The sequence below is a fragment of the Acidimicrobiales bacterium genome (genome assembly GCA_035533095.1).
Taxonomy (GTDB): Bacteria; Actinomycetota; Acidimicrobiia; order Acidimicrobiales; family Palsa-688; genus DATLUM01.
In genome coordinates, this window is record DATLUM010000011.1 from 35,383 (window position 1) to 56,290 (window position 20,908).

The window sequence follows — 20,908 nt, forward strand, 5'->3', positions numbered from 1 at the left end:
TAAGGAGCACCAGTGGAGCCGTACCTGATCATCTCAGCCGACTGCCATGCGGAGCTGCCCACCGAGCGCTACCGCGACTACCTCGACCCCGAATTCCGGGACGAGTTCGAGGACTACCTCAAGGAAAAGGAGCAGCAGTCGCGCCTCGGCGACTTCATGGATCCCGAGTTCGCCGAGCAGTGGTTCTCCGAGAACGGTGAGGGCATCGCCGGAGGGTGGGATATCGCCCGCCGCGACAAGGAGCTCGACAACGACGGCGTCGCCGGCGAGGTCATCTTCCCCGACGCGGACGCCGTCACGGGTGTGGCCGGCGCACCATTTGGAGCGGGTCTCGGCCAGACAGGCGACCTCGACCCCGGCCGCGCCCTCGCCGGCGCGCGCGCCCACAACCGGTGGATCGCGGAGTTCTGCTCGCAGAGCCCCGAACGCCGCGCCGGGGTCGCCGTCGTGCCGATCCTGCAGGACATCGACCGGGCCGTCGCGGAGATCACACGCGCCGCCGAGGCGGGGTTGCGTGGCGGCATCCTCATCCCCGCCACATGGGGCAAGTACCCGCCCTACCACGACCGCCGCTACGACCCGATCTGGGCGGCGTGCCAGGACCTGCAGATGCCGATCCACACCCACTCCGGGCCGGCGCCGCGCGAGGACTACGGCGAGCACCTGGGCATCTACGTGACCGAGGTCCGCTGGTGGGGTGTGCGGCCGCTGTGGTTCGCGCTGTGGTCAGGGGTCTTCGAGCGCTACCCGCGCCTGAAGTGGGGCGCAACCGAATGCGGCGCGTTCTGGGCCAACGACCTCCTGTGGCTCATGGACACGCGCTTTCTCCGCGAGCACTCCGCCAAGAAGATGAGCCACCGCATGGAGGGCGACCTCACCATGCCACCGTCCGCGTACTTCGACCGCAACTGCTTCATCGGGGCGACGACGACGGAGCGGCGGGAGCTCGCGCGCCGCTACGAGATCGGCGTATCAAATCTCCTTTGGGGAAATGACTACCCGCATCCGGAGGGCACCTGGCCCAACACTCTCGACTGGCTGCGGCGATCGTTCCACGACATCCCTGTAGAGGAGACCCGGCAAATGCTGGGACTCGCCGCGGCAGAGGTGTACGGCTTCGATGTCGAGGCGCTCGAGCCGCTCGCGGAGCGGATCGGCCCCACCCCGGAGGACCTCGGCCAGGACGACGCGGTCAGCATCCCCAAGTGGGCTGCGGCGCGCGAGGCCGGGCGTCACTGGCTTACCGGCGCCGAGCCTCTCCCGGATATGGTCGGCTGACATGGATGTGCGCGCGCTGGCCGAGACGTCGCTCCGTCTGACCAAGGAAGGCGACCGCGACGGTTGGCTCGCCCTCTTCGCCGACGACGCAGTCGTCGAGGATCCCGTGGGCGTGTCGCCCTTCGACGGGGGGGTAGGCGGCCATCGCGGCAAGGAGGCGATCGCCAAGTTCCGCGACAGCGTCATCGCGACGATGGACAGCTTTGACTACGAGATCGAGCGTTGCTACGTCTGCGGCGACGAGGCAGCCGCGGTTGTCGCCTTCCACATCGTCAGCGGCGGCCACACCATGGACATGGACGTGGTCAACATCTACAAGACCGACGGCGACGGCAAGCTGGTCTCCCTGCGATCCTTCTGGGACGGCTCCCGCCAGGGGGGCTCGGGCTAGACGAATCGCTGCTCCATCTCACCGACACCCTCGATCCAGCTACGGAGGGTGTCGCCGGCTTTGATGAAGACCTGCGGGTTGCGGCCCATGCCCACGCCCGGTGGCGTGCCGGTGAAGATCACGTCGCCCGGATAGAGGGTCACGACGCGCGACAGGTAGGCGACGAGCTCGTTGACCGGGAAGATCATGAAGGAGGTGCGGGAGGACTGCATCGACTCACCGTTGAGGTCGCAGCCGATGCCGAGGTCATCGCGGTTCGGCAGCTCGTCGGGGGTGACGAGCGTGGGCCCTTGCGGCGCGAAGCCGGAGTGGGACTTGCCGAGCGAGAACTGGGGCATGGGACCGGAGCGCTGCATCTTGCGTTCGGAGATGTCGTTGCCGACGGTGATGCCGGCGACGTGGTCCCACCCGCGCGACGCGTCGACGTTGCGCGCGGTGCGGCCGATCACCGCGACGAGCTCGCATTCCCAGTCGACGTTGCCGTTCGCTGGCAATTGAACAGTGGAGTACGCGCCGGAGAAGGCGCTGACGAACTTGGTGAAGAACAGCGGATCGTCGGGGGGCTTGAGCCCGGACTCCGCGGCGTGCTCGCGGTAGTTGAGCGCCACTGCGAACACCTGCCCGGGGTTCGGGCTCGGCGGACCGGCCTTCGTCGGATCGAAGGGCTCGGACGGCGCGCCGGCGTGGTCTTTCACCGTTGAGAGGAACTCGTCCCAGCGGTCGTACACGTTGCCGGGGTCGAAGCCGGGGATCTCCCTCATCTTGTCGCCCTCGACGAGCTTGAGCTTGCCGGCGACGTTGGCGATGCGCATCTTCAGACCGTAGCCAGCGCGTGGAGAGCGAGGCCGGCGAGAGCTCCGACGACGGTTCCGTTGATGCGGATGTACTGCAGGTCCGGGCCGAGGAGCAGCTCGAGGCGCCGAGACGTCTCGGCCGCGTCCCAGCGGTTGATGGTCGTCGACACGAGGGCCACGAGCTCGTGCCCGTAGGCGCCGAGTATCTGCCGGGCCGCCGCTTCGAGGCTGCGCTGCGCGGATTCCTGCAGGTCGGCGTCGGTGGCGAGGCGCCGGCCGGTCCTGATGATGAGTGTTTGAAGGTCGACGTCCTCCCAGACGCTCGTCGCGACCGTCCGCAGCTGGGGTTGGGAGAGCAGGTGCTGCTTGAGCTCCTCGCCGCGCCGGCGCAGCGTCTCGTTGGTCTGCAGGTCCTCGGCGAGCTTCACGATGCCGGCGCCGAGCTGCTGGCGGATCGGGTGGTAGGGGTCGTGGACCATCTCGGCGAGCACGACCTGGGTGCGTTCGAGGAGGCGGCCGACCATGCGATGGCCGATCGGGCCGGGCAGCCACCAGGGCGACCGCATCCCGAGCCGGGCGTGCAGCTGCGGCCCATTGCGCCGCAAGTAGAGGCGGAGCGCGTCGAGGCCGGTGTCGATGAGGGGCTCGTGCCTCTGGTCGCGGGTGAGCTGGGCGAGTGCCTTGCCAGCGATCGGGGCCAACTCCAGCTTCGCGGCCAGGTGCTGGATGTCCTCGTCCCTGATGAGCTTGCCGGCGTTGCCGACGGCGTCGGTGACCCTGGCCGCGAGGCGGCCGGCGTTGTCCGGTTCGGACAGCCATGCCGCGGCGCGGGGGATGGCCTGCGCGTGCTCCAGGCGCTGGATCACCGCCTCGGGGCTCAGGAAGCTCTCCTGCACGAAGGCGGCGATGGTCTCGGCGAAGCGGTCCTTGCGTTCGACGACGATCGCCGTGTGGGGGATCGGCAGCCCGAGCGGCCGGCGGAACAGCGCGGTGACCGCGAACCAGTCGGCGAGCCCGCCGACCATCGAGGCGAGGGCGGTCGCCTGGACCCAGCCGAGCCAGCCGGCTTCGCCCTTGAACGCCGTCGAGAGGCCGAAGGCGATGGTCACCGCGATCAGGAGCCCGGTCGCCTGCCGGCGGGTTCTTACGAGCAGGCCGGCTCGTATGGCCTCCGACTGAGTCCTGGCCTGCACCTCCTCACCGTACCCTCGGGGCGCGGAATACCCTTGGGGCGCGTAATCTCCCCGCATGAGACTCGACGGTCAGGTCGCTGTAGTGACGGGAGGGGCAAGCGGGATCGGGGAGGGGATCGTCACCCGGTTCGCTGCCGAAGGAGCGAAGGTCGTCGTCGCCGACATCGACTTTGCCGCCGGCGAACGGGTGGCAAAGGAGATCGGGGGTCTGTTCGTCGAGTGCGACGTGTCCGACGAATCTCAGATCGCCGCTGCGGTCGATGCGGCGGTGTCGGAGTTCGGCGGGCTCGACTGCTTCGTCGGCAACGCCGGCTTCGGGGGAGCGCGCGGCCCGATCACCGACCTCGACGCCGGCGAGTTCGACACGACCGTGGCAGTGTTGCTGAAGGCGGTCGCGCTCGGGATGAAGCACGCCTGCCGTGCGATGCAGACGGGCCCCGGTTTGGCGGGACGCGGCGGTTCGATCATCTCGACGTCCTCGGTCGCCGGCCTGATGGGCGGGATGGGACCTCACGTCTATTCGGCCTGCAAGGCGGGAGTGATCGGCATCACCCGTTCGGTCGCCCTGGAGCAGGGCCCGTTCGGGATCAGGGTGAACTGCATCAACCCGGGAGGGATCGACACGCCGATCTTCGCCCGGGGTCTCGGCGTCCACGACGACCCGGACATGTCCGCTCAGGTCACCAGACTCGTCGCGGACGGCGTGGCCGCTCAGGTGCCGCTGGGCCGGATCGGCAAGCCCGCCGACATCGCAGGCGCGGCGGTGTGGTTGGCCTCGCCGGACTCGTCGTACGTGACCGGTCAGGCGATCGTGGTGGACGGCGGTCTCACCTCGACCAAGCAGCTCGTCCAACTCCCGGAGCAATACCAGTGAACTCGCAGGTTCTCGACGCCCGGGGCACCCGCATCCACGCGGTCACCGACGGCCCCGAGGAAGGGCCACTCGTCCTGTTCGTCCACGGGTTCCCGGAGTCGTGGTACTCGTGGCGCCACCAGATCCCGGTCCTGGCCGGCGCCGGCTACCACGTCGCAGCGATCGACGTCCGCGGCTACGGCCGTTCCTCCGCTCCGCCGGACATCGAGGCCTACGGCATGCTCCACCACGTCAACGACAATCTCGGCGTCGTCGAAGCCCTCGGCCACGAAACGGCCATCGTGATCGGCCACGACTGGGGAGCGCCGATCGCCTGCAACTCGGCGCTTCTGCGGCCCGACGTCTTTACCGCGGTGGCGATGCTCAGTGTCCCGTACAACCCGGTCTCGTCGCGCCGGCCGACCGCAGCGCTGGCCGAGCTGGGTGCCGCCATCGGCGAGGAGTTCTACATCATCTACTTCCAGGAGCCCGGCCGTGCCGAAGCCGAGGCTGAGCTCGACGTCCGCGGCTGGGTGCTCGGGTTCCTGATCGGCGCGTCGGGTGACGCTGAGCGGCCGGCGGACGGCGGCACGATCGCGAGCATTCCCCCTGGTGGGATGATGCGCGACCGCTTTGTTGTACCGGAGGGCCCCGACAAGCTGCCTTCCTGGCTCACTCGAGAAGATGTCGACTTCTACGTCGGCGAGTTCGAACGTACGGGCTTCCGTGGCCCGTTGAACCGCTACCGCAACATCGACCGAGACTGGCGTGATCTGCAGCCGTGGCGAGGCCGCCCGATCGAGGTGCCTTCCCTGTTCATCGGCGGTGAGCGCGACGGGCCGACCATGTGGGGGGCCAACGCCATCTCCCGGTTCCCGTCGACCCTGCCGGCGCTGCGGGGCAGCCACGTCCTGCCGGGCTGCGGTCACTGGGTCCAGCAGGAGCGTCCCGACGAAGTCAACGAGTTACTCCTCGAATGGCTGATATCTCTCTAACCCTGGAAGTCACATGACACCTGACATCACACTGGGCAGTTGGTTCGCCAAGCGGGCTGCAGCCACACCCGAAGCACGAGCACTCACCTTTTGCCCGCAGAGCGAAGAGAGTTCGACGCTCACCTTCGCCCAGATGCTCGACCGGATAGACCGGCTCGCTGCCGCGTTCCGTGAAGGCGGTGTCTGCAGGGGCGATCGGGTCGGGTTCCTGGGTCTCAACCATCCGGCGTTCTTCGAAACGTTGTTCGCTGCGGCGCGACTCGGGGCGATCTTTGTCCCCCTCAACTTCCGGCTCACAGGACCGGAGCTGTCGTTCATCATCTGCGACGCCGGCATACACACTCTCGTGACGGACGCCGATCACCAGTCGGTCATCGACTCGATCCGCGACGAGATCCCCGTGCGCAAGCACATCGGTGTCGGTGCGGAGCTCGAAACCACGATCGGTTCCCACGAGCCGCTCGACATGGTCGAGCCCGGAGAACCCGAATCCGTCGCCGTGATCATGTACACGTCTGGCACGACCGGTCGCCCCAAGGGCGCCATGCTCACCCACGCCAACCTGTGGTGGAACAACACCAACAACCTCCACATGTTCGACGTCCTCGGTGCCGACGTGACCCTGGTGGCGGCGCCGCTGTTCCACATCGGCGGGCTCAACGTCACGACGCTGGTCACGTGGCAGCGCGGGGGAGAGGTCGTGCTGTTCCGAACCTTCGACCCGGGTGCGTGCCTGGAGGCGATCCCCCGCTACGGGGTGACGACGATGTTCGGCGTGCCGGCCATGTTCCTCTTCATGAGCCAGCACCCGGCGTTCGGTACCACCGATCTCACCAGCGTGCGCACGCTGGTCTGCGGCGGCGCCCCGGTGCCCGAGCCGCTGATCAAGCTGTACAACGGCCGTGGCATACCGATCCAGCAGGGTTACGGGTTGACGGAGACGTCGCCGGCGGTGTCGTTTCTGGGGCCCCAGTACGCGCTGGCGAAGGTGGGGTCAGCGGGGCGGCCACCGCTGTTCGTGGAGATCAAGATCGTCGACGGTGACGGCCGGCGCGTCGATGAACCCGGTGGGCGCGGCGAGATCTGCTGCCGGGGTCCCAACATCATGAAGGGCTACTGGAACCGGCCCGACGCGACCGCTCAGGCGATCGACGAGCAAGGCTGGTTCCATACCGGCGATGTCGGCTACCTCGATGACGAGGGCTTCCTCTACATCGCCGACCGCGTCAAGGACATGGTGATCAGCGGCGGCGAGAACATTTACCCGGCCGAGGTCGAGAGCGTGCTCTACGAGCATCCGGCCATCACCGAAGTCGCGGTCATCGGTGTACCGGACGAGCGGTGGGGCGAAGCCGTGGCGGCTGTGGTCGTACTCAAGGAGGGTGCTTCTCTCAGCTTGGACGAGTTGCGCGACTTCGCCGGTCGTTCGCTGGCCCGTTACAAGCTGCCGAGTCATCTGCACTTCGTCGACGTGCTGCCTCGTAACCCTGCGGGCAAGGTGCTGAAGTTCGAGCTTCGTGACAGGGTTGCCGAGGGCGGGCCGTAGCATGGGCTCATGCCCGAGGTAAACGACTGGAACCAGAAGATCATCGAGGAGTTCCGCTCCAATGCCGGCCGCGTCGGAGGCCAGTTCGAAGGCGCTCCGGTGCTGTTGCTTCACACGACCGGTGCGAAGTCAGGAGCGGAGCGGGTCAACCCGATGATGTACCTCGACCTGGACGGCCGGCGCTTCGTGTTCGCCTCCAAGGCCGGCGCGCCCACGAGTCCGGACTGGTACCACAACCTCGTCGCGAACCCAGCCGTTCGAGTCGAGGCCGGCTCCGAGGAGTACGGGGCCACCGCCATGCCCGTCACGGGTGACGAGCGCGACCGCGTCTACGCCGAGCAGGCTCGCCGGTATCGTGGTTTCGCCGAGTATCAGGAGAAGACCGATCGGGTCATCCCTGTGGTCGAGCTGGTTCGCGTATAGCTCCTAGCTGTTCTTCTTGGCGGTGGCCTTGCCGCCCTTGCGGCCGGCCGCCTTGTGCTGAGCGGTCGTGCCGCCCTGCTTCGAACTGCCGGAGCTCCCGCCCGACCCGGACTTCTTGCCGCCGTGGCTCGAGGCGCTGGGTGAGTTGGCGATGCGTGCCGCACGCTGCTTGGACATGCCCTTGTCCTTGAGAGCTTCGTACTGCTTCTCGTTTTTGACGTTGGCTTGCTTGGATGGCATGTAGTTACTCTTCCCAGATTCATCGGGTTCACGTGTGGGTGAGCGGTCGAGTGCAGGGGGTGTGGTACCGCCAGTCGTGCGCCGATGTCGCTCGGGCCGCCGGCGTCTGCGGGTGGGTGCGCAACCTTTCGGACGGGCGGGTGGAGGCGGTGTTCGAGGGCGGTGCCGAGTCGGTCGACCGGATGGTGGCGTGGTGCCGGGTCGGGCCGCCGCGCGCCTCGGTGGTCGGCGTCGAGGTGGCGCGGGAGCAGGCGGAGGGTCTCGGCGGCTTCGCCGTCCGCTGAGCCGGCGGGCTGCGGCGGGCTGCGGCGGGCTACGGTGCCGCCCCATGAAGAGCATCCTGGTGACTGGGGCGTCCACGGGCATCGGCGAGGCATGCGCGCTCGACCTCGACCGGCACGGGCACAAGGTGTACGCCGGCGTTCGTCGTTCGGCCGACGGTGATCAGCTCGCCTCGAAGGCCTCGGACCGCCTGGTACCTGTGATCCTCGACGTCACCGATCAGGCGACCATCGACGCAGCCGCCAAGCGCATCAGCGAGGAGTCCGGCAACGAGCTACACGGCCTCGTCAACAACGCCGGCATCGGCCGCGGTGGCCCTCTCGAGTTCCTCGAGCTCGACGAGTGGAGGGAGCAACTCGAGGTCAACGTGGTGGGCCAGGTCGCCGTCACCAAGTCGATGCTGGGCCTGATCCGCTCCGGCCACGGGCGGATCGTCTTCATCGGCTCGATCGGCGGCAAGGTCGCCACCATGATGATGGGTCCTTACAACGCGTCGAAGTTCGCGATCGAGGGCATCGGCGAGGCTCTGCGGCACGAGCTGCACCCCTGGGGTATCAACGTGGCTGTCGTCGAGCCAGGCGCGATCCGCACGGAGATCTGGTCGAAGGCCACCGAGACGGCGGACCAGCTGGAGGCTTCGCTTTCTGCGGAGGCGCTGTCCTTGTACGGCCGGCTCATGGCTTCGATGCGCAAGGCACTGCAGATGCAGACCCGTAACGCCGTGCCGGCGCAAAAGGCCGCCGACGCCGTCCGGCATGCCCTGTTCGATCCGCGGCCTCGCACCCGGTATCTGGTCGGTCGCGACGCTCGGGCTATGTCCGCCATGGTGCGGCTGCTACCCGACCGGGCACGCGAAGCTCTGGTGCGCCGGGTGGCGGGGCCGTGATCTGCTGCTGCTCTCTCTCTAGTTGGTGATCACCGCCTGCACCTGCTGAACCGGGAAGCCCGTGATGGTGGCGGTTGTGCGCAAGCCGCCGAGGTTGCCGGCAGCGCCGGCGAGCGACCAGGTAGCCGTCCATCCCTCGTCTATGACCACGTTGTAGGACCCGACGTAGTCGTAGGTGTGGGTGATCCCGCCTTGGGGCCACGGTTGCCCCTCGCTGCTGTACGGCCCGGTCCAGGTCGGGTAGCTGCCGTCTCCCCAGTTGACGCTGTACTCGCCTTGCGGCGTGATCGTGAGCTGCCCGATCGGCGTGTTGAACACGTACGGCCCGGGAGTCGTCTGCCCGTGCGTGACCAGGTACGCCGGCTTGCCTGTGACGGCGTACCCGGGCGGTATCGATGGTTGCGGCGTTGGCAGGGGAATGGTCTTCCAGAACTGCAGCGCCAGCGCGCCCGGATCGATCGGCGCCGGCCTCTGCCTCGCCGGCGGGCACGGCGGCAAGCTCACCGTGCCCAGGAACTGCATCACCCTTTCGTTGGCCATCCCCTGAGGCGGCCCGAATGCGATGCACGGCCCATGAGGACCGTAGGCCACGTACTCCATTAGGAATTCGCTAGTGGTTGGTGGCGCCGTCGGTGGCGGACTTGCCGGCTTCCCGGGCCTGTGAACGACATATTGAGCGCCGCAGAGGATTGAGGTGCCCAATGATCCCGCAACGCACCCTGACGTCTGATTATTGCCAGACGTAGACATTGGAAGGAAGAGAAGAGAAATCGCGGTTAGTCGTCCGAGCAGGCCTAGCACGGGCTCGTCACCGTTGTAGGAACTGCGAAGTCTTCGTTGTCGGAGAGGGCCCACGGCGTCGGATTCAAATGAGTCGGATCTTGTGCATCGGTCTTCAGGCTGAGTTGCCAATACTCCGATGCGGCTGGCGGACCGGGCTTGACTTCGACTGCTGAGAGATCGCTCGACGTCGCGACGAAGATGCACCCGCCTGTCCAGGAGATCAACCGGTTCACTGTTGTAACGCGGTCCCCGGGAGTCGCTTTGACATTACTTAGGCCCGACTCCAGACCCTGCTGGAAGACCTTCACTTCGACCGAGAAGAGAGGATCTTGATAGATGGCCTGGAGTTCCCTAGTAACCCCAGGAGAGATTCGACGCGACGCCACGACGGATCGCACTGCGTCGCCGTTGATGTGATTCAGGACCTTGAAGACGGCGTCGACGTATGCCGGCGTGATGACCGCCGGCACGACATCCGGATTCGGGCCAGGAGCGGCAGGGGGTCTGGTGCTCTTCTTACCGCCCCCGGAGCAGGCCGGCACCACTGAGAGCAACAAGGCCGTCCCGAGTGCCAGAATCCTGCGTCTCATAGGTTCTCGAGAACTTTCGCACACCGGACAGATGCCCGCAATAGGGACTTCGGCCCCCCTCCGCCGGGAGGCAGGTCAAGACGTGTCCGGGGGTGCCGGCGGGTCCGTAGGCGGCCTCGGCGGCGGGGGTTTCTTTACCGAACAAACGTTCGATCAGTCAAGGCAGAAATGCAAATCGTCAACCACTCTCAGGTCTGGGAGATCCTGCCAACCCTGCAATGAGGGAGACGTCCGGCGGTTCTTCTAGAAGCTGGCCGGGCTGATGTGGGTCGCGGCCGGCGAGGATCGGGTGCCGGAACGCAACGATCACCACTACGAGCAGGATCAAGGCCCCCGCGACCGTCACGGCGCGGATTCCCACGACGTTCGCTATCGTTCCCTGCGCGATTGCGCCGATCGGGTAAAGGATCCCGAGCGCCATCATGTAGAGGCCGAGCATCCGGCCCCGCAGCGCGTCAGGGGCGTTCAACTGGATGATGGTGTTGCATCCGGCAAGCACACCGATATAGGCGGAGCCGACAAGCACCATCGCCACGGCCGCCACCCACAGAGCCGGCGAAAGGCCATACAAGACGAGCAACAGCGAGACGGCGATTAGATCGGCGAGCAGCACCAATCTTCGCCCGAACCGCGCGGCGAGAGGTGTCAGCGCCAGCGCCCCCAATACCGCACCGATGCCCTGCGCCGTCACGAGCACCGATGTACCGGACGCTTTCGAGTGGAACGCCTTCAACGCGACCGCTGGTATCAAGGCAATGAACGGCGACGCGGTCAGGGCGACCACCGATATCAGCATCACGGCTAGGCGGGCCGCAGGTGTCCGGGCCGTCGCTCGCAGGCCGTCGCGCAGCCGCTTCGACACTGACTCCACCTGGCCCTCTATCTGCCGCGCGGGCAACCGCACAAACAACAGCGCGACCAAGACTGCGAAAAAGGACCCGGCGTTGATCCCGAACGCCCACCCGTACCCGCCGGCGACGATCGCGACTCCCGCCAGCGCCGGACCTATCACCCTTCCGAGGTTGAATTGGGCTGAGGACAAAGAGATCGCGGATCCGAGTTCCCCCGGTGGTACGAGGTTCGGCAGCATCGCTTGGTAGGCGGGGAAGCCGATCGCGGACATGGCTCCTCCACCGAAGACCAACACGGTGACGGCGGCGGGGGAGGCGTGACCGGTGGCGGCGAGGATGGTCAGGGCGGCGGCGAACACCGTCTCGCCGACGGTCGTGACGAACAACCACTTCCTCCGGTCCATCCGGTCCGCCATCAGCCCACCCACTGGCGACAGCAGCCCGATAGGCAGGAACGCCGCGGCCGCCACCAGGCCTGTCCATCCGGCCTTGCCGGTCTTTTCGGTGACGAGGACCCCGACCGCCACCGTCTGCATCCACGACCCGATGTTGGACAGCAGGGCTGCTGACCAGATGAGCGCGAAGTTGCGGTAGCGCAGAGGGCGAAGCGAGCTCAGCATCGGCACGCCGAGCCTACGGGCGATTGCCCGGCAGGAGGCCCGGCGGCGGGCTCTTCCTGTTTGTCAGCCCGGAGAAGATTGACTAGACCGACGGCTGTGTACGTACCGAAAGCCGATCGGACACTCGGCGAGGAGGAGTGGCGGGCCTTCGTGGACTCGCAGAGATTCGGGCACATGATCGCCGCCGGGGCGGGCGAAGCGTGGGACTACCCAGTGGTCGCGCCGACTCAATTCGTCCTCGATCACGACGAGGCGGTCATGCACTTCGCCGCGCCCAACCCCATCCTGAAGGCGCTCGCCGAGAACCCGAACGCGGTTCTCTCGGTCGCCGGCGACTGGGCGTTCATCCCTTCGGCCTGGAAGGCGATCGACGGCGAGGACCCCGCCCTGGGGATCCCGACCACCTACTACGCGGCGGTCCAGCTGCGGGGCCGGGCGCGACTCGCGAGCTCCAACGCCGAGACCGCCGCCGTCCTGCGCCGCCAACTCGCAGTCCTCCAGCCCGAAGTGCCGGTGGCCGATCCGGAGGAAGCCCACCCCCAGAAGCTGAACGGCATCCGCGCGGTCACCCTCCACGTCGAAGACGTCATCACCAAGTTCAAATACGGGGGCAACGTCGACGAGGCACACCGCCGCGCGGTCATCGAGCACCTCAACAAGCGCGACGGGCCCGGCGACGACGCGGCCGCCCGCCACACCCAACGAAGGCTCGGCTCCGAACCTCTCTAACTCGTGACAGGCAGACGCTTGCGAAGGAACTCGACCGTCACCGGCCAAGACTGTGCTGCCGCGGCGGGGTTGGCGAACGCCGGCGCCAGCAGGTTCTCGAACGCGTGCCCGGCCCCCGCAGCGATCCGCACCTCGACGTCGGGGCGCTCCGCGAACGCCTCGCGCACTCGTTGCGCCTGTTCGACCGGGATGTAGGAGTCCTGGTCGCCGAAGTGGAACAGGACCGGGCACTTGATCTCGCCGGCGGCGGCCAGCTGGTCGGCCACCCCGGAGCCGTAGTACGACACGCACACCGCCGGGTCGCCGGCGACCGCTGCCATGTAGGCGAGGGTCCCGCCTAGGCAGTAGCCCATCACGCCCACGCCGCCCGACACGGCCTCGTGCGAACCGAATTGCGACATGACCGCGAGCAGGTCGGACACCTTGGTGTCGTCTGGTACCTCGCCCATCCAGCGGCCGACCAGGGTGAGCCCGCGCTGCAGCCCTATCTCGTCGTGGGGCAGCGACACGCCGGGCTCGATGCGCCAGAACACGTCCGGGCAGCAGACCGCGTAGCCCAGCTCGGCGAGGTCGGCGGCCTTGCCGAGGATGAAGTCGTTGACGCCGAAGATCTCCTGGAACAGGACGATCCCGGGGCCGTGCCCGGCCGCAGGCAGCACCACGGTCGCGTCGAAGGAGCGCCCATCGCCCGCCGCTATCCGGAGGATCTCCTGGCTCACGCCTCACCCGCTTTCTCTCGCGACTCGCCGGCCGCGCCGGCGAAGATTCCCTTGGCCATCAAAGACGACTCCGACTTGTAGCGAGCGCCGTACACGGTCGCTCTCGCTTCGTGCACCGAACGGTCCTCCGGCGCCGCGGTGGCGGCCCACTCGACCAACTGGCACGCGAGGCGCAGCTCACCTGCAGACATCAACTCCAGCGCACGTGCCACCAACACGTCGGCACCACCGGCTAAAGACGCCACCTCCGCCGATAGGTGCGCGTCGGCCGGCGGCTTCAGCCGAGCTGGGTTCGCATCCCACCACCCCCCGTACAACCTCCAGATGTTTCGCACCACGAACTCCGGCTCGTCGTAGAGCGGCCGCAGGTAGGGGCGGGACAGCGCCTCCTCGGGGACTTTCACCGTGTGAACGACATCGTCCAGCGTGGCCCCGCCGTTCATCATCTCCACGGTCCGCGCGACCAGATCCTCCAACACAGAAGCGACGTCGAGCAGCACCGAGCGAATTCTCGCGGAGCCTCCGATCGGCAACCCGTGTGCCGGCACCAGCAGCTCCGGCTCCAGCTCGGCCATAGCCCGCAACGACTGCGCCCATTCCAGCGGATACCTCTGAACCTTCTGGGGATTGCCGGCGTTGGGGAAGTTCCAGATCAGGAAGTCCCCGCAGCACACGGCTTGCAACGACGGGATCCACGCCCAGGTGTGGTCGTCGGTCTCGCCCTTGCCATGGCGCAACTCGATCGCCACGCCGTCGACCTCCAGGAGGTGGAGGTCCGTGTAGACGACGTCCGGCTCGGCGACATCAGGCGGGAGGTAATGGTCGCCGAACATCTTCCCGCCCTGGCGTACACCTGCACCGGCTCGCAGTTGTGTGTTGCGGGTCCAGCCGAACTGGCGCTCGTTGATGATCCGGTTCCACGCGTCGGTCATGCGGTACCGCGCGAACCGCTCGACGACACCGGTGTGACCGAGGAACACCGGGCGCTCGAACCCCTGGGCGGACGCGTCGGCGACGAACGCCGGCGAGCCACCCACGTGGTCGAGGTGACCGTGCGTGTACACCAATGCGGTCACAGGAGACGCCGTCCATCGACGCAGCGACTCGACCACCGGACGGCCGGTCGCCGACCCGCTCGCGTCGAACGCCACCATGCCGTCACCGCATCTCACCGCGACCACATGGCTGAACGACTCCACCACCGCGACACCGTCGGCTATCTCCGACAGCTCCTGCGTGATGCGGTTAACCGGTTCGTCGGCCACGCCCGAGTCGATGATGCGCGAAGACAGCTCGAGGAGGTCGGCCACGCTGCTCAACTCCCGGCGAGCTCTGCCACTACAGGCGCGGCAAGATCCATCGCGGACTCGCCCTGAACCACGAAGTAGCTGACGCCCCAACGCTCACGCGCGGCGCGCAGCTGGTCGGCCACCTGCGACGCCGACCCGACCCACACATACGGAGACTCGTCGAGGTCCGCCACGCCGATTCTGAACAGCTCCGCCGTTTGCTCGCGCGCGGCCGAAGCTGATTCGCCGACGTTGGTTCCGAAGACGAGGATGTTGAGCTCCAGTTCGGCCAAGCGATCCCCGGCGGCCTGACGGAGATGGTCGATCTTTTTCTCCAGAGTCGAAGGGATGACCTCACGGGACGTGGACGCGTCCACGTAGCCCTTCGGGATCGCGGGGTTGATGCCGACGATGTCGGCCTCGGCGGCCGCCAGCGAGAGCATCTTCGGGCCGCCACCGCCGATCAGCACGGGCGGGCCGGGCCGCTGGACCGGCTTGGGCAGGCCGTCCAGCTCGGTGATCGTGTAGTGCTCGCCGGCGAAGCTGAACGCCCCGGACGCCCAGAGTCCCTTGTAGATCTTGACGGCCTCGGTGAGCCGGGCGATGCGCACGCCGGCCGGGTCGTGCTGGATGCCGGACTGCTCGTAGTCGGTGTTCATCCAGCCGGCGCCTATGCCGAACTCGAGCCGGCCGCCGGAGATCACGTCGATGGTGGCCGCTTCCTTGGCGAGGACGACGGGGTGTTTGTAGTCGTTGTCCCACACGAGCGCGCCGACGCGCAGTGACGTGGTCGCGTCGGCGGCAGCCATGAGCGCCGGCACCGGGGCGTACTGGTCGCCGAAGTGGTCAGGAAGGAACAGGGAGGAGTAGCCGAGGTCCTCCGCCTTGCGGGCGGCGTCGGCCCAGGAGCGGTGGGATCCGGCGTTGACCAGCTGCACGCCGAAGCGGAACTTTCGAGGATGGGGCACGGCCGTCACCCTACGCGGGCCCGTCCCGCAATGAATCCTGCCGGCAGGATCACAGTTCCTTCACATCTCGCGGCGACGATCGGACTGTGAGCGACGACCCGGCACGCAGCGACATCGCTCTCCTCTACAGGAGGGCCGGGTTCGGGCTCACGGGCGCCGAGGTCGACCAGCTGGTCCCGGCCGGCTACGAGGCGGCGGTCGACGGCCTGATCACCGGACTCAGCGCGCCGGATCCCGCCGGCGACGCCGTTGCTCCGCCGCAGTTCCCCACGCCGCAGTATCTCGGCAAGAGCGCGTCGCCCGACGAGCGCAAGCAGTTCGCCACGCAGCTACGCCAAGGGCTGGTGCAGCTGCAGGACTGGTGGATAGGGCGGATGGTCGCCACGTCGACGCCCCTGCGCGAGAAGCTGACGCTGTTCTGGCACGGTCATTTCGCCACCGGCGTGTCGAAGGTGCGCGACCCGAAGCTGATGTTCCTGCAGAACCAGCTGTTTCGCTCCCTGGGCGCCGGCAGCTTCGAGGCACTCACCCAGGCCGTCGCCAAGGACGGGGCGATGATGTTCTGGCTCGACACGGAGACGGACAAGAAGGCGCACCCGAACGAGAACTTCGCTCGCGAGCTGATGGAGCTGTTCACCATCGGCATCGGCAACTACACGCAGGCGGACGTGACCGCCGGCGCCCGGTCGTTCACCGGGTGGACGTATTCACGCCGCGACTACCAGTACGTGTTCAGGACGGGTCAGCATGACTACGGGGACAAGACCTTCCTCGATCAGACGGGCGACTTCGGTGGTGAGGACGTCGTGTCGATCCTCGTGCAAAAGCCGGAGTCCGCCAGGTTCGTGCTCGCGAAGCTGTGGAGCCATTTCGCCTACCCCGCGCAACCGAGCGATCCCGTGGTCGACGATCTGGTGAGCGCTTACGGTCCGGGCCTCGACATCACCGCCGCGCTGCGGGCGATGTTCCTGCATCCCCAGTTCCGCTCGGCGCAGGCGCGAACCGGTCTGGTCAAGCAGCCGGTCGAGTACCTCGCCGGCGTGGCCAGGGCTTTGAAGCTGGGCGTGACCGCCGGGAAGCTGACCCTGGCGCGCATCGCGAGTGCGCTGGGGCAGACGCCTTTCAACCCGCCGAACGTCGGCGGCTGGGGTCAGAACTCGTACTGGCTCGACACCGCAACGGCAGAGCTGCGGCTGAAGGCGGCGGCGTACCTCGCGCACGAAGCCGATCTCGGTACGGTCGAGTCGGTAGCGCACCAGCAGCGGGCCGCCGCCGTCGCGGACCTGCTCGGTCTCGATGGATGGGGACCGACGACTGCCGCGGCACTCGCCGCCCAATCGGACCGGCCGGTGGAGCTGGTGGCGCTCGCTCTCGTCTCACCGGAGTACGTGCTGGCATGACCGGCTCGCCGCACTTCACGCCGCCGCCACCCCCGCCACCCCCCGCGGCGGACCGCACCTCCGTCGCGTCGCGGTTCTCACGGCGGCACTTCCTCGCTGGCGCCGGGGTCCTGGCGGCCGCCACTGCGGGCGGCGCGCTCGCCGTCACCCGACCCTGGCAACAGGCACCCGTTGCCGGCGTGGATTCCGCCGCCGGCGGAAAGCTCGTGCTCGTCACCCTCTACGGCGGCAACGACGGCCTCAACACAGTCATCCCGTATACCGACCCCGCCTACCCGGCCGCCCGCCCAAGCCTGGGCTACAAGACCTCCGAAGTGCTGCCGCTGTCGGACGGGCTCGGCCTCAACCCCAAACTCGCCGGCCTGCAGTCGCTGTGGAAGTCCGGCAACCTCGCCATTGTCCGCGGCGTCGGCTACCCGAACCCGAACCTGAGCCACTTCGCCTCGATGGGCATATGGCAAACGGCGAACGTCGAGGACGGGAGCGGTGCAGGGTGGCTGGGTCGTTGGTTGGATTCCGCCGGCGACGGGCCCGAGCGCGCGATCAGCGTCGGCGCGACGTTGCCCCCGGTTCTCCGCGGGGAGAAAGAGGCGGCCGCCGCGATCACCGGCCCCGCGATCTCGTTCCCGGGTGACCGCAGCTTCCAGGAAGCGTACGGAGCTATGCAGAACGCCGGGCAGGACCGCGCAGGCATGGCCGCGGCCGTGGCGTCGTCGGGTCGCGATCTGCTCGGCGTGCAGCAGCGGCTCGCCGGGCTGGGCTCATCGAGGGGTGCCGGCGCCTCGAAGGGGGCCGGCTCCTCTAACGCCGGCACTGCGCCGACAGATCTCACGGGCGCGCTCGGCGTCGTGTCGGAGTTGATCGCCACCGGCTCGCCGGCGCAGGTGTACCAGGTCAGCCTCGAGAGCTTCGACACCCACGCGACGGAAAAGGACAACCACGAGCGGCTCCTCGCCGACCTCGACAGCGCGGTCACCGCGTTCTTCAAAGCTTTGAAGGGCAACCCGCACGGTGCTGACGTGGTGCTCATGACGTACTCGGAGTTCGGCAGGCGGCCGGCGGAGAACGCGAGCGGCGGCACCGACCACGGGACTGCTGCACCGCTCTTCGTCGCCGGGCCGAAGGTGAAAGGTGGGCGGTTCGACGGGGAGGAGCCGTCGCTGACGGACCTCGATGCCAACGGGAACCTGAAGTCCAACGTCGACTTCCGCCAGGTCTACGCCACGGCGCTGGAGCGGGTCGTCGGCACCGACCCCGAACAGGTGCTGGGCGGCAAGTTCCAGACCCTCGGCTTCGTGTAGGACGCTCTGCCCGTCTGCGGCAGTAGTGTCGGGCCGTGGTGACCGCGGCCGAAACTGCCGGAGCACCTCCCCTCAGCAGCCCGGACGGCGAAGGGATCGTGCGCACGCTCCAGCTGTGCAAGCAGTACCAGGGCACGGACTTCCTGGCCGTCGACAACCTCGACCTGAGCGTCCGCGCCGGCGAGATCTTCGGACTCCTGGGGCCCAACGGGGCCGGCAAGACCACCACGGCGGGAATGCTCACCACCCGGGTGATACCAACCTCCGGTAAGGCGTACGTGGGCGGGGTCGACGTTGTGAGACACCCCTCGGTCGCCAAGCAGCTGGAGGGGATCGTGTCCCAGCAGAACACGCTGGACCGTTCGCTGACGGTCTGGGAGAACCTGTACTTCCATGGGCGGCTCTTCGGGATGCCGGGCCGGCGCTGCCGGGTGGTGGCGGACGAGTTGCTCGAGAAGTTCCACCTCACGAAGTGGGCCAAGGCGTCCGTCTACGCCCTGTCGGGGGGCATGGCCCAGCGGCTGATGGTCGCCCGTTCGATCTTCCACCGGCCCGCGGTTCTGTTCATGGACGAACCCACCGCCGGCCTCGACCCGCAGAGCCGGTTGGCGCTGTGGGACATCCTCCTCGAGCTCAACTCCGAGGGCCAGACCATCGTCTTGACTACCCATTACATGGAGGAGGCCGACCGCCTGTGCAACCGGGTGGCGATCATGGATCATGGCCGGCTTCTCGCGATGGATACACCTGCCGCGCTGAAAGCGAGCGTGGGCGCCGACACCATCGTGTACGTCAAGGCAAAAGGTGACCAGGCTGCTCTGGCACGGCTGCTCGAGGCGCAGCTGAAGGGAGTGACGCGGACCCGTTTGACCGTCGGTTTGGATGGATCAGATGGTGTGGTCGAGGCCCACGTGAAGGGCGCTCCCGGCCTCGTCCCCGAGGTCGTGCGGATGGCCGAATCCAACGGCTACGAGGTGGCCGACCTCTCGGTGACCGAACCGACTCTCGAGACCGTGTTCATAAACCTGACCGGACGGGACCTGCGCGACTGATGGCAACCGTCACCAATCCCGATGCGACAACGTTGGCCATATCCATCGAGACCCGCCCGGCCCTCGTCGCCTCCCGCCAAGCGCTCCTGGCCCTGCTGCAGCGTGATCTCACGGTGTTGAGGAAGAACATCATCGAGTTCGTGACCCGCACCCTGGTCCAGCCCTTCCTGTTGGTCTTCGTATTCCTGTACGTCTTCCCGACCATCGGTCAAGGTGTGGGTTCGACGCCCCGCGTCGGTGAGAGCGTTGCGCAGGCCGAGTCGGTGTTCGCCACGATCCTGGTCGCGGGCGTGGTCGGCATCGCGATCATGTTCCAGGGGATCCAGGCCGTGGCCATGCAGATGGCACAGGAGTTCGGTTACACCCGAGAGATCGAGGACCGGGTCCAGGCACCCTGCCCGGTCTGGCTGGTAGCGATGGCAAAGGTGATCTCGGGCGCGATCCAGGGTCTGATCGCGGCGGTCATCGTGTTCCCGATTGCCGACGTCGTCCACGCGAAAGGGGTACACGCCCACCTCTCGGTCCACTGGGTCGTCCTTCTGACCGTCCTGCCGCTCGCCTGCCTGACCTTTTCCGCCCTCGGCCTCTTCCTCGGTACCCGATTCGAACCGCGCAACCTCGGTCTCATGTTCGGATTCGTGGTCCTGCCGATCACCTTCCTCGGCGGGACGTACTACGCCTGGACCGCCCTCCGGCCCGTCCACCTGGGCGGTTTCCACTGGCTGCAGGTGCTCGTGCTGGCGAACCCGTTGATATACGTCACAGAGGGTATGCGCGCCGCGCTCACCAACGCGAGCATCTTCCCCAACCCCCATTCGGCGCACATGCACCTCTATGTCGTCTACCCGGCGCTGCTGGCTTCCCTCGGGCTGTTCCTGTTCCTCGGCCTTCGAGGGTTCCGCCGGCGCGTGCTGGCCTAGCCGTGACCGTCCGACGGTTCGGCTGCGGCGCGGCCGCGATGAGCGTATCGTCTGGCGCATGACCGACAGCCGGCGCGCCATCACCGGGATCCACCATTTCGCTTCCACCGTCCGCGACGTCGAGGCGAGCGCGCAGTGGTACCAGGAGGTCTTCGGCCTCGAGAGGGTTCCGGTGACATTCCCGCATCACGAGCGAGAGGAGACCGGATATGCCGTCCTCCTTATCGATCCCAAGAGCGGCCTGGCCTTCGGGCTTCACCAGAACACAGGCAATCAGGGTGAGAAGTTCGACGAGTGCCGTACCGGACTCGACCACATCGGTTTCAACGTCGCAGACCGGGCGGAGATGGATAGGTGGGCGGAGCATCTCACCAGCCTCGGCGTCGAGCACACCGGCATCCGTGACATCACCGGCCCGATAACCTTCTCGACCCTCGTGTTCCGCGATCCCGACAACATCCAGCTCGAGTTCTTCACGATGGGACAGCCGGGGTAGGCGCGGCAGCTGTGATAGAGATCCTCGCCTTCAACCTCGTCGAGGGGGCCGATGAGGAGACGTTCGTGCTCGCCGACAAGCGGGTGCAGACGGACTTCGCATACCAGCAGCCCGGACTGCTGCGCAGAACGACGGCGCGCAGCGCCGACGGCAGCTGGGTGGTCATCGATCTGTGGCGCAACGCCGAGGACGCTGACGCGGCCGAGGCCCGGTGGGCCGACGACCCTGCGGCCGTCGAGTTCATGTCGTTTGTCGACGGGGCGACCGTGCGATCGAAGCGGTACTTCGAGCGCGAGGAGTAGCCCGCCG

At 67.4% G+C, this 20,908-nt stretch carries 24 protein-coding genes; 15 read left to right on the plus strand and 9 right to left on the minus strand.

The annotated features are described in order from the left end of the window. The first annotated feature begins 12 nt into the window (after nt 1–12). Together VNF71_01205 and VNF71_01210 are read left to right on the plus strand one after the other, a co-directional pair. Nucleotides 13–1,278, plus strand: a complete 1,266-nt coding sequence (locus tag VNF71_01205; GenBank protein ID HVA73167.1) for an amidohydrolase family protein — start codon at nt 13–15, stop codon at nt 1,276–1,278. Nucleotide 1,279: 1 nt separating this feature from the next. Then, nucleotides 1,280–1,669: a nuclear transport factor 2 family protein gene (locus tag VNF71_01210; GenBank protein ID HVA73168.1), complete on the plus strand. Its 390-nt coding sequence runs from the start codon at nt 1,280–1,282 to the stop codon at nt 1,667–1,669. On the opposite strand, the gene VNF71_01215 is transcribed toward VNF71_01210, so the two are convergent. Together VNF71_01215 and VNF71_01220 are read right to left on the minus strand one after the other, a co-directional pair. Then, nucleotides 1,666–2,481, minus strand: coding sequence for a fumarylacetoacetate hydrolase family protein (locus tag VNF71_01215; protein ID HVA73169.1), 816 nt, complete (start codon nt 2,479–2,481; stop codon nt 1,666–1,668). The genes VNF71_01210 and VNF71_01215 overlap by 4 nt on opposite strands. 2 nt (nt 2,482–2,483) lie before the next feature. Further along, nucleotides 2,484–3,656 (minus strand): DUF445 domain-containing protein, encoded by a 1,173-nt coding sequence (locus VNF71_01220; GenBank protein HVA73170.1) that lies wholly within the window; start codon nt 3,654–3,656, stop codon nt 2,484–2,486. Nucleotides 3,657–3,711: 55 nt separating this feature from the next. Here VNF71_01220 and VNF71_01225 point away from each other — a divergent pair, with 55 nt between their 5' ends. The 4 genes from VNF71_01225 to VNF71_01240 are packed head-to-tail and all read left to right on the plus strand — an operon-like array spanning nt 3,712 to nt 7,473. Further along, complete coding sequence (locus VNF71_01225; protein ID HVA73171.1) at nt 3,712–4,530, plus strand: SDR family oxidoreductase; 819 nt, start codon at nt 3,712–3,714, stop codon at nt 4,528–4,530. Next, on the plus strand, nt 4,527–5,504 hold the full coding sequence (locus VNF71_01230) for an alpha/beta hydrolase (protein HVA73172.1): 978 nt from the start codon (nt 4,527–4,529) through the stop codon (nt 5,502–5,504). The genes VNF71_01225 and VNF71_01230 overlap by 4 nt, the downstream gene beginning before the upstream one ends. Before the next feature lie 13 nt (nt 5,505–5,517). After that, nucleotides 5,518–7,050, plus strand: a complete 1,533-nt coding sequence (locus VNF71_01235) for a long-chain fatty acid--CoA ligase (protein HVA73173.1) — start codon at nt 5,518–5,520, stop codon at nt 7,048–7,050. Between the two features lie 9 nt (nt 7,051–7,059). Further along, nucleotides 7,060–7,473 (plus strand): nitroreductase family deazaflavin-dependent oxidoreductase, encoded by a 414-nt coding sequence (locus VNF71_01240; protein ID HVA73174.1) that lies wholly within the window; start codon nt 7,060–7,062, stop codon nt 7,471–7,473. A 3-nt stretch (nt 7,474–7,476) separates the two neighbouring features. Here the strand turns inward: VNF71_01240 and VNF71_01245 are convergent, their stop codons facing one another. Next, nucleotides 7,477–7,713, minus strand: a complete 237-nt coding sequence (locus VNF71_01245) for a hypothetical protein (GenBank protein ID HVA73175.1) — start codon at nt 7,711–7,713, stop codon at nt 7,477–7,479. A 38-nt stretch (nt 7,714–7,751) separates the two neighbouring features. Between VNF71_01245 and VNF71_01250 the strand changes: the two genes are divergently transcribed. Beyond that, nucleotides 7,752–7,997 carry an acylphosphatase gene (locus tag VNF71_01250; protein ID HVA73176.1) on the plus strand — a complete coding sequence of 82 codons (246 nt, stop codon included), beginning with the start codon at nt 7,752–7,754 and terminating at the stop codon, nt 7,995–7,997. Nucleotides 7,998–8,041: 44 nt separating this feature from the next. Continuing rightward, entirely contained in the window at nt 8,042–8,881 is an 840-nt protein-coding gene (locus VNF71_01255; protein HVA73177.1) for an SDR family oxidoreductase, read from the plus strand. A gap of 18 nt (nt 8,882–8,899) precedes the next feature. Here the strand turns inward: VNF71_01255 and VNF71_01260 are convergent, their stop codons facing one another. The 3 genes from VNF71_01260 to VNF71_01270 all read right to left on the minus strand — a co-directional run bounded on the left by VNF71_01260 (nt 8,900) and on the right by VNF71_01270 (nt 11,725). Beyond that, the gene (locus tag VNF71_01260; protein HVA73178.1) at nt 8,900–9,421 is read right to left on the minus strand and encodes a hypothetical protein; all 522 of its coding nucleotides are present in this window, start codon (nt 9,419–9,421) and stop codon (nt 8,900–8,902) included. A 254-nt stretch (nt 9,422–9,675) separates the two neighbouring features. After that, nucleotides 9,676–10,254, minus strand: a complete 579-nt coding sequence (locus tag VNF71_01265) for a hypothetical protein (protein ID HVA73179.1) — start codon at nt 10,252–10,254, stop codon at nt 9,676–9,678. 178 nt (nt 10,255–10,432) lie between these two features. Next, the gene (locus tag VNF71_01270; protein ID HVA73180.1) at nt 10,433–11,725 is read right to left on the minus strand and encodes an MFS transporter; all 1,293 of its coding nucleotides are present in this window, start codon (nt 11,723–11,725) and stop codon (nt 10,433–10,435) included. Nucleotides 11,726–11,821: 96 nt separating this feature from the next. On the opposite strand from VNF71_01270, the gene VNF71_01275 reads away from it, so the two are divergent. After that, on the plus strand, nt 11,822–12,454 hold the full coding sequence (locus VNF71_01275) for an FMN-binding negative transcriptional regulator (protein ID HVA73181.1): 633 nt from the start codon (nt 11,822–11,824) through the stop codon (nt 12,452–12,454). Here the strand turns inward: VNF71_01275 and VNF71_01280 are convergent. Genes VNF71_01280 through VNF71_01290 form a run of 3 tightly spaced genes read right to left on the minus strand, consistent with a single transcriptional unit; the run spans nt 12,451 to nt 15,430 of the window. Beyond that, nucleotides 12,451–13,173 carry a dienelactone hydrolase family protein gene (locus tag VNF71_01280; protein HVA73182.1) on the minus strand — a complete coding sequence of 241 codons (723 nt, stop codon included), beginning with the start codon at nt 13,171–13,173 and terminating at the stop codon, nt 12,451–12,453. The genes VNF71_01275 and VNF71_01280 overlap by 4 nt on opposite strands. Further along, a complete protein-coding gene (locus tag VNF71_01285; protein HVA73183.1) occupies nt 13,170–14,483 on the minus strand; it encodes an alkyl sulfatase dimerization domain-containing protein in 1,314 nt (437 codons plus the stop codon). Before VNF71_01285 ends, VNF71_01280 begins: the two co-directional genes overlap by 4 nt. Nucleotides 14,484–14,488: 5 nt before the next feature. Further along, entirely contained in the window at nt 14,489–15,430 is a 942-nt protein-coding gene (locus tag VNF71_01290; protein HVA73184.1) for a TIGR03621 family F420-dependent LLM class oxidoreductase, read from the minus strand. 86 nt (nt 15,431–15,516) lie between these two features. Between VNF71_01290 and VNF71_01295 the strand changes: the two genes are divergently transcribed. From VNF71_01295 to VNF71_01320, 6 genes are read left to right on the plus strand one after another with little or no spacing between them, the layout of a single operon-like run. Then, entirely contained in the window at nt 15,517–16,830 is a 1,314-nt protein-coding gene (locus tag VNF71_01295) for a DUF1800 domain-containing protein (protein HVA73185.1), read from the plus strand. After that, on the plus strand, nt 16,827–18,131 hold the full coding sequence (locus VNF71_01300) for a DUF1501 domain-containing protein (GenBank protein ID HVA73186.1): 1,305 nt from the start codon (nt 16,827–16,829) through the stop codon (nt 18,129–18,131). The genes VNF71_01295 and VNF71_01300 overlap by 4 nt, the downstream gene beginning before the upstream one ends. Nucleotides 18,132–18,169: 38 nt before the next feature. Further along, nucleotides 18,170–19,183: an ATP-binding cassette domain-containing protein gene (locus tag VNF71_01305; GenBank protein HVA73187.1), complete on the plus strand. Its 1,014-nt coding sequence runs from the start codon at nt 18,170–18,172 to the stop codon at nt 19,181–19,183. Beyond that, the gene (locus VNF71_01310; protein ID HVA73188.1) at nt 19,183–20,103 is read left to right on the plus strand and encodes a hypothetical protein; all 921 of its coding nucleotides are present in this window, start codon (nt 19,183–19,185) and stop codon (nt 20,101–20,103) included. The genes VNF71_01305 and VNF71_01310 overlap by 1 nt, the downstream gene beginning before the upstream one ends. 58 nt (nt 20,104–20,161) lie before the next feature. Further along, a complete protein-coding gene (locus tag VNF71_01315) occupies nt 20,162–20,599 on the plus strand; it encodes a VOC family protein (protein HVA73189.1) in 438 nt (145 codons plus the stop codon). 11 nt (nt 20,600–20,610) lie between these two features. Next, nucleotides 20,611–20,901 (plus strand): hypothetical protein, encoded by a 291-nt coding sequence (locus VNF71_01320; GenBank protein HVA73190.1) that lies wholly within the window; start codon nt 20,611–20,613, stop codon nt 20,899–20,901. Nucleotides 20,902–20,908 lie beyond the last annotated feature (7 nt).

Excerpts from the sequence above, each read along its gene's own strand:
- VNF71_01265 (HVA73179.1), bottom strand. The coding sequence starts at position 10,254 with ATGAGACGCAGGATTCTGGCACTCGGGACGGCCTTGTTGCTCTCAGTG.
- VNF71_01215 (HVA73169.1), bottom strand. The coding sequence starts at position 2,481 with ATGCGCATCGCCAACGTCGCCGGCAAGCTCAAGCTCGTCGAGGGCGAC.
- VNF71_01240 (HVA73174.1), top strand. The coding sequence starts at position 7,060 with ATGCCCGAGGTAAACGACTGGAACCAGAAGATCATCGAGGAGTTCCGC.
- VNF71_01270 (HVA73180.1), bottom strand. The coding sequence starts at position 11,725 with ATGCTGAGCTCGCTTCGCCCTCTGCGCTACCGCAACTTCGCGCTCATC.
- VNF71_01245 (HVA73175.1), bottom strand. The coding sequence starts at position 7,713 with ATGCCATCCAAGCAAGCCAACGTCAAAAACGAGAAGCAGTACGAAGCT.
- VNF71_01210 (HVA73168.1), top strand. The coding sequence starts at position 1,280 with ATGGATGTGCGCGCGCTGGCCGAGACGTCGCTCCGTCTGACCAAGGAA.
- VNF71_01260 (HVA73178.1), bottom strand. The coding sequence starts at position 9,421 with ATGGCCAACGAAAGGGTGATGCAGTTCCTGGGCACGGTGAGCTTGCCG.
- VNF71_01315 (HVA73189.1), top strand. The coding sequence starts at position 20,162 with ATGACCGACAGCCGGCGCGCCATCACCGGGATCCACCATTTCGCTTCC.
- VNF71_01255 (HVA73177.1), top strand. The coding sequence starts at position 8,042 with ATGAAGAGCATCCTGGTGACTGGGGCGTCCACGGGCATCGGCGAGGCA.
- VNF71_01310 (HVA73188.1), top strand. The coding sequence starts at position 19,183 with ATGGCAACCGTCACCAATCCCGATGCGACAACGTTGGCCATATCCATC.
- VNF71_01300 (HVA73186.1), top strand. The coding sequence starts at position 16,827 with ATGACCGGCTCGCCGCACTTCACGCCGCCGCCACCCCCGCCACCCCCC.
- VNF71_01225 (HVA73171.1), top strand. The coding sequence starts at position 3,712 with ATGAGACTCGACGGTCAGGTCGCTGTAGTGACGGGAGGGGCAAGCGGG.
- VNF71_01235 (HVA73173.1), top strand. The coding sequence starts at position 5,518 with ATGACACCTGACATCACACTGGGCAGTTGGTTCGCCAAGCGGGCTGCA.